We start from the raw sequence: 12527 nt of genomic DNA, 5'->3' as shown, positions 1-12527 counted from the left end.
CCGGGAGAATGTTATGAACCACCACGCTTCATTGATCATCACCAACGGCAAGTTTCACACCGTCGATCGCCAAAATCCCACCGCACAGGCGGTCGCCATCCGCGACGGCAAGTTTCTGGCGGTCGGTAGCGAAAGCGAAGTCATGCAGCACGCCGGGCCGGAAACCCAGGTGATCGACCTGCATGGCCATACCGCTATTCCAGGCCTGAACGACTCGCACCTGCACCTGATCCGCGGCGGCCTGAACTATAACCTGGAGCTGCGCTGGGAAGGCGTGCCTTCGCTGGCCGACGCCCTGCGCATGTTGAAAGAACAGGCGCTGCGCACGCCGAACCCGCAGTGGGTACGGGTGGTCGGCGGCTGGACCGAATTCCAGTTCGCCGAGCGCCGCATGCCGACGCTGGACGAGATCAACCAGGCGGCGCCGGACACGCCGGTGTTCATACTGCACCTCTACGATCGCGCGCTGCTCAACCGCGCGGCGCTGAAGGTGGTCGGCTACACCAAAGACACGCCGAACCCGCCGGGCGGCGAGATCCAGCGCGACGCCAACGGCAACCCGACCGGCATGCTGATCGCCAAGCCCAACGCCATGATCCTGTACGCCACGCTGGCGAAAGGGCCGAAGCTACCGCTGGAACAGCAGGTTAATTCCACCCGCCAGTTTATGCGCGAGCTGAACCGTCTGGGCCTCACCAGCGCCATCGACGCCGGCGGCGGCTTCCAGAACTACCCGGAGGATTATCAGGTGATCGCCGAGCTGCACGAGAAAAAGCAGCTGACCATCCGCATCGCCTATAACCTGTTCACCCAGCGGCCGAAGCAGGAGCTGGAAGACTTCGAGCTGTGGACCGACATGCTCAAGCCGGGTCAGGGTACCGACTTCTATCGCCACAACGGCGCCGGCGAGATGCTGGTGTTCTCCGCCGCCGACTTCGAAGACTTCCTGCAGCCGCGCCCGGATCTGCCGCCGGGCACCGAAGACGAGCTGGAGCGGGTGGTGCGTCATCTGGTCGAGCACCGCTGGCCGTTCCGCCTGCACGCCACCTATGACGAGTCCATCAGCCGCATGCTGGACGTGTTCGAGAAGGTGAACCGCGACATTCCGTTCAACGGGCTGCACTGGCTGTTCGACCACGCCGAAACCATTACCGAGCGCAATATCGAGCGGGTCAAGGCATTGGGCGGCGGCATTGCGGTGCAGCACCGCATGGCGTTCCAGGGCGAGTATTTCGCTGACCGCTACGGCATCGAAGCCACCAAACATACGCCGCCGGTGGCGAAAATGCTGGCGGCCGAGCTGCCGGTCGGACTGGGCACCGACGCCACTCGCGTCGCCAGCTACAACCCGTGGACGGCGCTGTACTGGCTGGTTTCCGGCCGCACCGTCGGCGGCATGGCGATGTACGACGACAGCGCCCGGCTGGATCGCGAAACGGCGCTGATGCTGTGGACGCAAGGCAGCGCCTGGTTCTCCACCGAACAGGGCAAGAAAGGCCAGATCAAGGTCGGCCAGCTGGCGGATGTGGCGGTGCTGTCGCAGGACTATTTCAGCGTGCCGGAAGAGCAGATCAAAGGCATCGAGTCGGTGATGACGGTGGTGGACGGCAAGGTGGTCTACGCCGCCGGCAGCTTCTCGCCGCTGGCACCGCCGCCGCTGCCGGTGCTGCCGGAGTGGTCGCCGGTTACCCAGGTGCCGGGCCACTACCGCTCCGCGCCGCCGTCGGCGGCGGCCAAAGTCGGCGTGCTGAGCCAGGCGCACCAATGCTGCGGCCCGTGCGGCGTACACGCGCATCAGCATGACATCGCGCGCCGCTCCAGCATCCCGGTGTCGGACGAGAATGCCTTCTGGGGCGCGTTCGGCTGTTCGTGCTTCTCGTTCTAAGCTGCCAGGTCAGCAACTTACTATGCAACTAGCTTAATAAGATATTAAGTTAGCAAAATAACAAATTAATGGCGCTGTCCACGGGAGAGCGCCATTTCATTTTCAATCGCGGTTGATCTCCAGCCAGCGCCGCTGCTCGGCGGAGGCGGCTATCGCATCCAGCACGCAAGACACCTTCCAGCCTTCTTCAAAGTCCGGCCACATGCGATCGCCCGCGGCGATGCCGTTGACCAGATCGCGGATCTCCACCGTCTTCTGATCGTTAAAGCCGATGCCGTGCCCGGCGCTGATGCAGAACGCCGCGTAGTCCGGGTGCTTCGGCCCTACCAACAGCGTTTTGAACCCCTGCCGCTCCGCCGGCTCATCGTGCCGATACAGCTTCAGCTCCGCCATCCGTTCCTGGGTATAGCTCAGCGTGCCTTTAGTGCCGGTGACCACATAGGTCAGCCCCATCTTGCGCCCGCAGGCGATGCGCGAGGTTTCGAGAGTGCCCATCGCCCCGCCGGCGAAGCGCAGCAGCGCGCTGGCCTGATCTTCGTTTTCCACCGGCAGCAGGCGCGCCGGGTCTTGCGGATCCGGGCGCTGTTTGATCACGGTCTGCATATCGCCGGAGACCGCCACGATATCGCCCACCAGGTAGTGCGCCATGTTGACGATATGCGCCGCCAGATCCCCCAACGCACCCAGCCCAGCGCTGGCGCGGCGGCAGTGCCAGTCAATCGGCGTGCGCGGGTCGGCCAGATAATCCTCATTGTGGGTGCCGTAAAAATGCACCACCTCACCGATTTCGCCGTTGGCGATGATCTCGCGCGCCAGCTGGCTGGTCGGGTTCTTCATGTAGTTGAAACCGACCAGCGTTTTCACGCCTTTGGCGCGGGCGGCCTGCACCATCTCCGCCGCGTCGGCGGCGTCCAGCGCCAGCGGCTTTTCCGAATACACGTGCTTGCCGTGGCGGATCGCCTCCAGCGCCATCTCTTTGTGCAAGAAGTTGGGCGCGCAGATGTCCACCACGTCGATCGCCGGATCGGCCACCAGCTGCCGCCAATCGCCGGTCGAACGCGCAAAACCGAACTCGCCGGCGCGCTGCGCCGCCAGCTCGGGCGTCACTTCCGCCAGCATCTCCAGCACCAGCTCCCCTTTCAGAGGAAAGACCGTGGGGGCCTGCGCATAGGCGATAGCGTGACAACGCCCGATATAACCGGTGCCGATTAACCCAACGCGTACCTGTTTCATCATTTTCTCCCGTGATCGAAATCCTGCGTAGAACCAGGCGCCGTTCAATGAAACGCGCCGTCTGATAACGGGTTTATATGGAATATAAATTTCAATAACAAGCGCGCGGGAAAATAAAGTTCATATTCGTGATGCCGTTCATGAAACGTTGACGGGATGATGCAACGCAGAAAGCCCAGACACGGCTTGCCGTATCCGGGTGAGATAAAATGAACCGTTTATTTCATATCACGGTAAACCGTTGGCGCCGTGCTGCACGTAGCCGGGGCGTTGCAGCAGGCGCTGCTGATAGGCCGCCAGCGCCGCATAATCCGGCCGCTCGAACGGCGTCATCAGCCAGCGATTCAGCGACAGCCCCAGCACCACGTCCGCCAGCGTGAAGGCGGCGCCGGCGGCATAAGGGCCGTGCTGCGCCAAATGCCTGTCCAGCAGCCCCATCAGCCGGTTCCACTCACGCTCGGCGGCGGCCAGGCTGGCGGCATCCTGATAATCTGCATGCCCTCGCACCCGCGACATGAACACATAGCGCCAGGCGCTGTTCAGATCGGTGGCCTGCCAGTCCATCCACATCTCCACCGCCGCGCGCGCACCGGGTTCCTGCGGCAGCAGATCGCGGCGCCCTTCCCGCCCCGCCAGATAGCGGCAAATGGTGTTCGACTCCCACAGCACCCGCTCGCCGTCGATCAGCACCGGCACCAGGCCGTTCGGGTTCAGCGCCAGAAACGCCGGCTCCTGCGTGGAGCGAAAGCCGCTGCCCCAGTCCTCCCGCGCCAGCGGCAGCCCCAGCTCCTGGCAGGTCCACAGCACCTTGCGCACGTTGATCGATGAAGCCTTGCCCAAGACTCTCAGCATCGGTTTTCCTTATTCTTTCCAGAACGGTTTATAGCCTTCACGCCGGGCTTCCACCTGCGTCAGGCCGATGTCCGCCAGCTGCCTGTCGTTCAACAGTAACAGCTCCTTTCTCGTTCTGTGCCGCAGCAGATACAGATGCCAGCGTGACCAACCGACCGAGCGCCGCAGCGGCGTACCAGAAAACAGAGCCATGTTGTTATTCTCCCTGATGTTTTCACGTTGCAGTCATCATGCTCGCCGGGAGAAAAACAATACAGATTCACACTGGCGCTATTTTTTTCATACAGCTGTGCCAAAAAAACCGCTGAATGGTTTACTTTGAAAGCATCTGTACCGGTTTTTTAATTCTTCATCCCGATAAGAGGCCTCTGTATGACACGCTACGCCACCCTGGCCGCCATTCTCAGCCAACGTATTCAGCAAGGGCTGTATCCGGCCGGCCACCGCCTGCCTTCGGTGCGCACGCTGAGCCAGGAGCACGGCGTCAGCATCAGTACGGTACAGCAAGCCTACCGACTGCTCGAGGAACAGCGCCTGGTGGAAGCGCGGCCGAAGTCGGGCTACTTCGTGCATACGCAGCGCGCGCAGGCCGAGCTGCCCGCCATGACGGCGCCGGTGCAGCGGCCGGTAGACATTTCGCAATGGGAGCAGGTGCTGGAGCTGGTGCGCAGCCGGCCGCGCGAGGGCCTGATCCAGTTGGGGCGCGGCATGCCGGATATCGCCGAGCCGACGATGAAACCGCTGATCGTCGCCCTGCGCAACGCCGCCCGCCACGGCGACCTGCGCAGCCTGTATTACGACAGCATTCAGGGCGTGGCCGCGCTGCGCGAGCAGGTTGCCCGCCTGCTGCTGGATTCCGGCTGCCAAATCGGCCCCGACCAGTTGCTGATCACCACCGGCTGCCAGGAAGCGATCTCCGCCGGGCTGCGCGCCGTTTGCCAACCCGGCGATATCGTGGCGGTCGACTCGCCCTGCTTCCACGGCACCATGCAGACGCTGAAGGGCCTGGGTATCAAGGCGCTGGAAATCCCCACCGATCCGCTCACCGGCGTCAGCCTGGCGGCGCTGGAGATGGCGCTGGAACAGTGGCCGGTCAAGGCCATCCTGCTGACGCCCAACTGCAATAACCCGCTGGGCTACATCATGCCCGACGCCCACAAACAGCGGCTGCTGACGCTGGCACAGCGCCACGACGCGGCGATCATCGAGGACGACGTCTACGGCGACATCGCCTATCACTACCCGCGGCCGCGCACCATCAAGTCGTTCGACGAAGACGGCCGCGTGCTGCTGTGCAGCTCGTTTTCCAAAACGCTGGCGCCGGGGCTGCGGGTGGGCTGGATCGCGCCCGGCCGCTACCTGGAGCGGGTGCTGCACATGAAGTTCATCGGCTCCGGCGCCACCGCCACCCAGCCGCAGCTGGCGATCGCCGAATTTATCCGCGGCGGGCACTATCTGCAGCACCTGCGGCGTATGCGCGCCCGCTACCAGCAGAACCGCGACCGCATGACCGACCTTATCCTGAAGCACTTCCCGGCCGGCACCCGCGTCAGCCGGCCGCGCGGCGGCTTTATGCTGTGGATCGAACTGGACGAGGCGTTCGACACCCTGCGGCTGAACCGCCATCTCGAGCCGCAGGGCGTGCAGATCGCCGTCGGCAGCATCTTTTCCGCCGCCGGCAAATACCGCAACTGCCTGCGCATCAACTATGCACCTAAGCTGACGGCGGAGATCGAACAAGCGGTGCAGCGGGTCGGCGCCACCATCCAGCAGCTGATGCCGAGCGGCGTGCTGCAACCTCAGACGGACTGAAGCAAAAACTCCGCCACCCGGCGGCGCAGATGTTCGATGCCCTGCGGATGGTGAATAAACTGCGCCACCGGCATCATCTGCCAGCGCTGGCCTTCATCGCCGAAGCGAATGGCGGCGATCTGCGCCGGGGCGATGTCGCCGGCCATAAACCAGGTCGGCGGGGAGCCGGGCAGGATGCCGTCGTAGCGCCGCCGCCAGGTCACCTGGCATTCGGCGATCGCCACGCCGAATTCTTCCTGCGTCTCCCGCTGCACGCACTGCAGCGGCGTTTCGCCGTTTTCCCGCCCGCCGCCGGGCAGATCCCACTGGCCGGGCCACGGAATGCCCGGTTTGTCGTCCCGCTGGTAAACCAGCAAGCGATCGTCGCACAGCAGCGCGATCTTGGCCCCGCCAAACGCCTGATCCGTCATGTTTTCTCCGCTCCCCGCCCATCCTCTTTGACTGAACATCATACTTCATCCCCGCACGGCCTGGTGTATAGTGAAAATCCGTTTTCACAACAGGCGAACAATGACGATGAACTCTCCGTTTCTGGTGACTCCCCAATGGCTTGCGCAGCATATCAACGATGAAAATCTGGTGGTGATCGACGTCCGGATGTCGCCGGTCGGGCTGACGCCGAAGAAAGACATGCTTGCCGAGTTCGAACGCGGCCATATCCCTGGCGCGGTCTATTTCGATATCGACGAGGTGGCGGACAAAAACACCGCGCTGCCGCACATGCTGCCGACGGCGGCGGAGTTTGGCGCGGCGGTGGGCAAGCTGGGCATCAGCGAGCGCGATACCCTGGTGATTTACGATGAGGGCAACCAGTTCTCCGCGCCGCGCGGCTGGTGGACCTTCCGCAATTTCGGCGCCCGGCATGTTTACGTGCTGGACGAAGGGCTGAACGGCTGGACCGCGCTGGGCCAGGCGCTGGAGACCGGCCCGGCGCAGCCTGAGCCGCAGACGTTCAACGCCCGGTTCAACGCCGACGCGGTGGTGGATATGCGGCAAGTGGAACAGGCGTTAGGCACGCCGGTGCAAATTCTCGACGCGCGCGCCGCGCCGCGCTTTTATGCCGAAGCGCCGGAGCCGCGCCCCGGCCTGCACCGCGGCCATATTCCCGGCAGCATCAACATTCCGTACGGCGAGCTGCTGGAGAACGGCCGCTTCAAATCGCTGGAAGCGCTGCGCCAAACCTTCAGCGACAAGGGCGTGGACATCAACGGGCCGATCATCACCAGCTGCGGCTCCGGCGTGACGGCGGCGGTGCTGGCGTTCGGCCTGCTGTCGCTCGGCGCGCCGCAGGTCAAGCTGTATGACGGCGCTTGGAGCGAATGGGGCCAGCTGAGCGGCAAGCAGCCTATCGCTAAAGATTAAGTGCCGATCCGCTCGACCACGATCTGCGCCAGCCGCTGCACGGCGGCGGAAGGCTGATCCTCGGCGCGGTGCAGCACCACGCCGAGCTGGCCGAGAGCGGGCAGCAGTTCGGGCGCCAGCGGCGCCAGGCCGGGCGGCAAACCCGCCGCCGTGCGCACCGTAACGCCCAACCCGGCATTCACCGCCGCCCAAATGCCGTTCAGGCTGCGGCTGGTAAAGGCAATGCGCCAGGGAATGCCGGCGCGATCCAGCGCCTGCGTCGCCGCGCTGCGCATCAGGCAAGGCGCGTCGAACATCACCAGCGAAAGCGGCTCATCCCCTTCCCGCCAGGGCGCCAGCGCGAAGCCGGGCGAGGCGATCCAGTGCAGCTGCCGCTGCCCCAGCGCCTGATGAAACGGCGTGTTCAAGCCGCCATCCCACGCCAGCGACAGATCCAGCTGGCCTTTCAGCACCCAATCGATCAGCTCGGCATTGCGGGCGATGCGCGCCTCGATGCGCACCTTCGGATTGGCGCGCGCGAAACTGCCCAATACCTGCGGCAGAAACGTCTCGCCGAAATCCTCCTGCAGCCCCAGCCGCACCGTGCCCTGCAGATCCAATCCGCGCACCGCGGCGGCGGCTTCGTCATTGAGCTCCAGCAGACGGCGCGCGTAGCCGAGCAGGGTTTCCCCCGCCTCGGTCATCACCATGCCGCGCCCGGCCTTGCGCAGGATCGGCGCGCCGACCTGCTGTTCCAGCTTTTTCAGGTGGGCGCTGACCGCTGAAGTCGAGCGCCCTAACCGTTCAGCGGCCTTGGCAAAGCTACCCAGTTCGACGCCGGTAACAAAGCTGCGCAAATCCTCGAGATCGAACGTTATTCGCCCCATGCTGACCATCCTGATTTTCTGAATCATCAATCAAAATAATACCGATTTTACTGATAAAGATGGCGTGTCACGCTCTCCCGGTCAATGTCTTTCCGGAGAATCCTTATGCTCGCGATGCAATACCGTTTCACCCTGCCCGCCGATTACGACATGGCGATCGTCCGCCGCCGCATCGCCGATTTCGGCCACCGGCTCGACGCCTGCCCGCAGCTGATCGTCAAAGCCTATCTGTACGCGCAGCGCAGCGAAGGCAGCGCCGAGAACCTCTACGCCCCCTTCTATCTGTGGAACAGCAGCGCCGGCATGAGCGACTTCCTGACCGGCGAAGGTTTCAGGGGGCTCAGCCAGGCATTCGGCTGGCCACGCGTCAATCATTGGCTGCCGTGGCTGGCGCATTTCGATCGTCCTCATCTGGCCGGGGCCGCGTGGGCGACCTGTCAGGAGCAGATTATCGCCCCCTACAGCGATCTGCCTGCGCTGCGTCAGCAACAGCAGGCGGCCCCCGGCGCGCTGGCCTCCATCGTGGCGTTCGATCCCGCCGACTGGCGATTAGTGCGGCTGGATTTATGGCGTGAACCGCCGCAGTCCCCTGTGCAAAACGGCCAGCTGTTCCGCGTCGGCCATCTGTCCGCCCCCTTTGACCACACTGCGCCGCGGGTTGACAGCCAAACTTGATATTGATAATCATTATCAACACTAAACATTCATTTGCGGTTCGCGGGATGCGGGCCGCTCTCCGGGGTCAATCGCCATGCCGTCATCACCGATCACACCTTACGCCACCACCTGCTGCATCGTGGGGGGCGGCCCCGCCGGGCTGATGCTCGGCTATCTGCTGGCGCGGGCGGGGATCGACGTGACGGTGCTGGAGAAGCACGCCGACTTCCTGCGCGATTTTCGCGGTGACACCATTCACCCGTCGACGCTGGAAGTCATGCACCAGCTGGGCCTGCTCGACGAACTGCTGACGCTGCCGCACCAGCGCGCCGAATCCCTGCACGCCGAAGTCGCCGGGCGCGACATTAAGCTGGCGGATTTCACTCGCCTGCCGACGCGCTGCAAATTTATCGCCTTTATGCCGCAGTGGGAGTTCCTCAACTTTTTGGCGCAGCAGGCCGCAGCATTCCCCCATTTCAGGCTGCTCACCTCGACGCAGGTTCATCAGCTGCTCTACGACCGCGGCCAGGTATGCGGCGTGCTGGCCAACACGCCGGAAGGCCCGATCCGCGTGCGCAGCCAGCTGGTGATCGGCACCGACGGCCGCAACTCGGTGGTGCGCGAGCAGGCGGCGCTCAGCAGCCGCTCCTTCGGCGCCCCGCGCGACGTATTGTGGATGAAGCTCAGCAAGCAGACGGGCGATCCGGCCTGGTCGATGGGCCATACCGGGCCGAAGCAGAACTTCATCATGATCGATCGCGGCGACTACTGGCAGTGCGGCTACTCGATCGATAAAGGCAGCTTCGACGCGATCCGCCGCAGCGGCCTGGAGAAATTTTTGCTGCACCTCGCCGAGGTGGCGCCATTCCAGGACGATCGCCTGCAGGAGATCGTCGAGTGGGATCAGGTGAAGCTGCTGAGCATCCGCATCGATCGTCTGGATCGCTGGGCCAAACCGGGGGTGCTGTGCATCGGCGACGCCGCGCACGCCATGTCGCCGATCGGCGGCGTGGGCGTCAACCTGGCGATTCAGGACGCGGTGGCCGCCGCCAACGCCCTGATCCCGCCGCTGCGCCAGCATCGGCTGCAGCTGAAGCATCTGCTGAGCGTGCAGCGCCGGCGCGAATTCCCCACCCGGGCCATCCAGTTTTTGCAGATCAAAATGAGCCAGCGCAAGCCGGGCGAACGCCGCGCGGCGGGCGGTTCGCGCCTGATCGCCCGCGTCGGCAACAGCCGCTGGCTGCCGCGCCTGTTCGGCCGCATCATCGGCCTGGGTTTTCGCCGTGAAACGCCGCGACATCTGTCCAACGACACCTGCCCGCCGGAATAATATTGGTTGTTTTTCCATCGCACCGTATAATGGTTAAATCGAACGATTTAATTAACTGGAGCGATTAAATGTACGCACTCAGCGCGAACGAGGCCAAAACCCAATTCGGCGATTTGCTGCTCAAGGCGCAGCGTGAGCCGGTGCAAATCAATCGCAACGGCAAACCGGTCGCCGTCGTCATGTCGGTAGAAGACTACCAGGCGCTGGAAGATCTCAAATTACGCGCGCTGCAGCAAAAAATCGCGCAGGCTACCGCCGAGGAAGACGCCGGTAAGGCGGTAGACGGCGATGCCTTCTTCAACCGTCTGCTCACCGACGAAACCGACTGATATGCCCGCGTTTCGCCTCACCCCGCAAGCCCAACAAGATCTGTTGGCTATTCGTCATTTCACCGTCGAGCACTGGGGCAAAGCGCAATCTCACCGCTATCTTGAGCAGTTGAGAGAGGTCATGCATCATCTGGCGGATATGCCGGAAGCGGGTAAGGCACACTTTCACGATCTGGGCGAAGAGATACGCAGTTTTCCTTACGCCAGCCATAGGATCTACTACCGCAGCCGCCCTGCCGGCATCACCGTTCTTGCCATTCTGCACCAGGCGATGGTGCCCCACCGGCATCTGGAACAACGGCTGTAATTTTTCTTACTCAAAGGGGCACAGATGTTCACCGTCCGTCAGGCATTGCTGGAAGATTTAACCCAGGTACGCGATATCGGCATCCGCACCTATCGCGCGCACTTCGGTGAGCTGTGGCGCTACCCGCACGAGCTGGAGGCCTTTCTGGCCGAGGATTTTTCCGTCTCTGCGCTGGAACGGACGCTGCGCAATCCCGACGTGTGCTGGCTGTTGGCCTATGAGGATGACGCCCTGGTCGGCTATGCACGTGTGAACTTCGATAGCCTGTTGGCTGCCACCCAACGGCGCGGCGCCGAACTGCAAAAGATCTACTTCCTGCCGGATTACGCCGGGCGCGGTTTCGGCCGACAATTTTTCGAACAGGTGCAGCGGCGGGCCGTCGAACACCGTCAGCCCCTGCTGTGGCTGGAAGTGCTGAAACAGAACGCAGACGCCCAGCGCTTTTATCAGCGGCAAGGCCTGGCCGTATGTGGCGAGGCCCAATACACCAGCGAACAGGGTGCCATCGAACTTTGGGCGATGAGCAAGGCGCTGTAACCGCGCCCCGCTCCGCCGTCGTTTAGCGCGGCTCCCGCTGCAGCATCAGGAACAGCAAGGCAAACGCATTGGGCGCCAGGTAGATCAGCGCCCCCAGCTGCACCGCCAGCGGATCCTTCTTGGCCTGCCAGGCCATAAACCAGTCGCCGGCGACCACCATAAAGCCGACGCCCCACACCGCAATTGCGCAAATCGCCCCCAGCATCGCCCAGGCTTTACCCTTGGCGAAGGCGGCGTAAGGGCCTTTCAATCGCCCGATCATCAGCACCACGCCTACGGCCGCGAATAGGCCGGCCAGCGTTTCCAGCGTGGTGATGACAGCCAACCCCAACATGCAGGCCCAGTCGGCGCTGATCGCGCGCCACATCAACCCCGGCGTCTGATAGGTATCCTGCATGGCGAGCAGCGGGCCCACCGCATTGCGCGCGGTGCCGGCGAAATCCGCCGTATTGTTCAACAGGCTGAACAGCCCCCACAGGGCTGGAAACAGGGACAGGACGATGCAACCGAGTCGTGACACAGTGATTTCGTTCATGATGATGTTAGCTATCCATGGCAAGGGATTAATAAAAAACGCCTTTTAGATTAGTCCATAACATCCGCAAGGAGAAACAGCTGCACGACTTTCAGACATGCGGCTCCCTTTGCCTCGTTCAAATCGCCACCAGCCCGCGTACACCGTCCTGTTCCATATTGCTGCCGGCGCCGCGCTGCACGATGCTGCCGCGCGACATCACCAGATAGCTGTCCGCCAGATCGGCGGCAAAGTCATAAAACTGTTCCACCAGCAGGATCGCCATATCGCCCTTCGCCGCCAGCTGCTTGATCACCGCGCCGATCTCCTTGATCACCGAAGGCTGGATCCCTTCCGTCGGCTCGTCGAGGATCAGCAGCTGCGGCCGGCAGGCCAGCGCCCGGCCGATCGCCAGCTGCTGCTGTTGCCCACCGGAGAGATCGCCGCCGCGCCGATCCTTCATTTGCCGCAGCACCGGAAACAAGTCATAGATCGGATCCGGCACCGTGCGCGCAGCGGCGCCGGAAAAGCGCGCCAGCCCCATCAGCAGATTTTCCTCCACCGTCAGACGCGGGAAAATCTCCCGCCCCTGCGGCACATAGGCGATGCCCGCCTGCACCCGCTGATGCGGTTTTTTACCGGTGATGGTTTCGCCCTGCCAACGGACGCTGCCGCTGCGCGCCGGGACCAGCCCCATCAGGCATTTCAGCAGCGTGGTCTTGCCCACGCCGTTGCGCCCCAGCAGGCAGGTCACCTCGCCGATGCGCGCCTCGAACGACAGGCCGCGCAGAATGTGGCTGCCGCCGTAATACTGATTCAATTCCTCTACCTGCAGCATCGTTA

The 12527-nt window shown here is 63.3% G+C and carries 15 protein-coding genes; 8 read left to right on the top strand and 7 right to left on the bottom strand.

Features of this window, described 5'->3' with window-relative positions:
* Positions 1-13 precede the first annotated feature (13 nt).
* Entirely contained in the window at positions 14-1885 is a 1872-nt protein-coding gene (locus tag AC4PR2_RS02745; RefSeq protein ID WP_033637616.1) for an amidohydrolase, read from the top strand.
* 102 nt (positions 1886-1987) lie between these two features.
* Here the strand turns inward: AC4PR2_RS02745 and AC4PR2_RS02740 are convergent, their stop codons facing one another.
* The 3 genes from AC4PR2_RS02740 to AC4PR2_RS02730 all read right to left on the bottom strand — a co-directional run bounded on the left by AC4PR2_RS02740 (position 1988) and on the right by AC4PR2_RS02730 (position 4162).
* Positions 1988-3118 (bottom strand): Gfo/Idh/MocA family protein, encoded by a 1131-nt coding sequence (locus AC4PR2_RS02740; RefSeq protein ID WP_049200982.1) that lies wholly within the window; start codon positions 3116-3118, stop codon positions 1988-1990.
* A 228-nt stretch (positions 3119-3346) separates the two neighbouring features.
* Complete coding sequence (locus AC4PR2_RS02735; RefSeq protein ID WP_089185681.1) at positions 3347-3970, bottom strand: glutathione S-transferase family protein; 624 nt, start codon at positions 3968-3970, stop codon at positions 3347-3349.
* A 9-nt stretch (positions 3971-3979) separates the two neighbouring features.
* Entirely contained in the window at positions 3980-4162 is a 183-nt protein-coding gene (locus AC4PR2_RS02730) for a DUF1127 domain-containing protein (protein ID WP_060440430.1), read from the bottom strand.
* Positions 4163-4342: 180 nt separating this feature from the next.
* Here AC4PR2_RS02730 and AC4PR2_RS02725 point away from each other — a divergent pair, with 180 nt between their 5' ends.
* Positions 4343-5782 (top strand): aminotransferase-like domain-containing protein, encoded by a 1440-nt coding sequence (locus AC4PR2_RS02725; protein WP_141958450.1) that lies wholly within the window; start codon positions 4343-4345, stop codon positions 5780-5782.
* Here AC4PR2_RS02725 and AC4PR2_RS02720 read toward each other — a convergent pair.
* Complete coding sequence (locus AC4PR2_RS02720) at positions 5770-6192, bottom strand: NUDIX hydrolase (protein ID WP_060421150.1); 423 nt, start codon at positions 6190-6192, stop codon at positions 5770-5772. The two genes, AC4PR2_RS02725 and AC4PR2_RS02720, sit on opposite strands and share 13 nt — an antisense overlap.
* Positions 6193-6298: 106 nt before the next feature.
* On the opposite strand from AC4PR2_RS02720, the gene sseA reads away from it, so the two are divergent.
* A complete protein-coding gene (gene sseA, locus AC4PR2_RS02715) occupies positions 6299-7144 on the top strand; it encodes a 3-mercaptopyruvate sulfurtransferase (RefSeq protein ID WP_089185679.1) in 846 nt (281 codons plus the stop codon).
* On the opposite strand, the gene AC4PR2_RS02710 is transcribed toward sseA, so the two are convergent.
* Positions 7141-8010 (bottom strand): LysR substrate-binding domain-containing protein, encoded by an 870-nt coding sequence (locus AC4PR2_RS02710; protein ID WP_060440433.1) that lies wholly within the window; start codon positions 8008-8010, stop codon positions 7141-7143. The genes sseA and AC4PR2_RS02710 overlap by 4 nt on opposite strands.
* Before the next feature lie 105 nt (positions 8011-8115).
* On the opposite strand from AC4PR2_RS02710, the gene AC4PR2_RS02705 reads away from it, so the two are divergent.
* The 5 genes from AC4PR2_RS02705 (at position 8116) to AC4PR2_RS02685 (ending at position 11170) form a co-directional block, all read left to right on the top strand.
* Positions 8116-8685: a DUF4865 family protein gene (locus AC4PR2_RS02705; protein WP_070914036.1), complete on the top strand. Its 570-nt coding sequence runs from the start codon at positions 8116-8118 to the stop codon at positions 8683-8685.
* A gap of 76 nt (positions 8686-8761) precedes the next feature.
* The gene (locus AC4PR2_RS02700; protein ID WP_197802009.1) at positions 8762-9997 is read left to right on the top strand and encodes an FAD-dependent oxidoreductase; all 1236 of its coding nucleotides are present in this window, start codon (positions 8762-8764) and stop codon (positions 9995-9997) included.
* Positions 9998-10065: 68 nt separating this feature from the next.
* Positions 10066-10326, top strand: a complete 261-nt coding sequence (locus AC4PR2_RS02695) for a type II toxin-antitoxin system Phd/YefM family antitoxin (protein ID WP_033637606.1) — start codon at positions 10066-10068, stop codon at positions 10324-10326.
* 1 nt (position 10327) lies between these two features.
* Positions 10328-10633: a type II toxin-antitoxin system RelE/ParE family toxin gene (locus AC4PR2_RS02690; RefSeq protein ID WP_047568680.1), complete on the top strand. Its 306-nt coding sequence runs from the start codon at positions 10328-10330 to the stop codon at positions 10631-10633.
* Between the two features lie 24 nt (positions 10634-10657).
* Positions 10658-11170 (top strand): GNAT family N-acetyltransferase, encoded by a 513-nt coding sequence (locus tag AC4PR2_RS02685; protein WP_197802012.1) that lies wholly within the window; start codon positions 10658-10660, stop codon positions 11168-11170.
* 22 nt (positions 11171-11192) lie between these two features.
* Here AC4PR2_RS02685 and AC4PR2_RS02680 read toward each other — a convergent pair whose 3' ends face one another.
* Positions 11193-11705, bottom strand: coding sequence for a DUF2165 family protein (locus AC4PR2_RS02680; protein ID WP_336947796.1), 513 nt, complete (start codon positions 11703-11705; stop codon positions 11193-11195).
* A 118-nt stretch (positions 11706-11823) separates the two neighbouring features.
* On the bottom strand, positions 11824-12522 hold the full coding sequence (gene urtE / locus AC4PR2_RS02675; protein ID WP_049201010.1) for an urea ABC transporter ATP-binding subunit UrtE: 699 nt from the start codon (positions 12520-12522) through the stop codon (positions 11824-11826).
* Between the last annotated feature and the right edge of the window lie 5 nt (positions 12523-12527).

It is taken from the genome of Serratia sp. A07, assembly GCF_058725505.1.
Note: the sequence above shows the minus strand (reverse complement) of the source record. Positions and strands in the feature narration are given on the sequence as shown.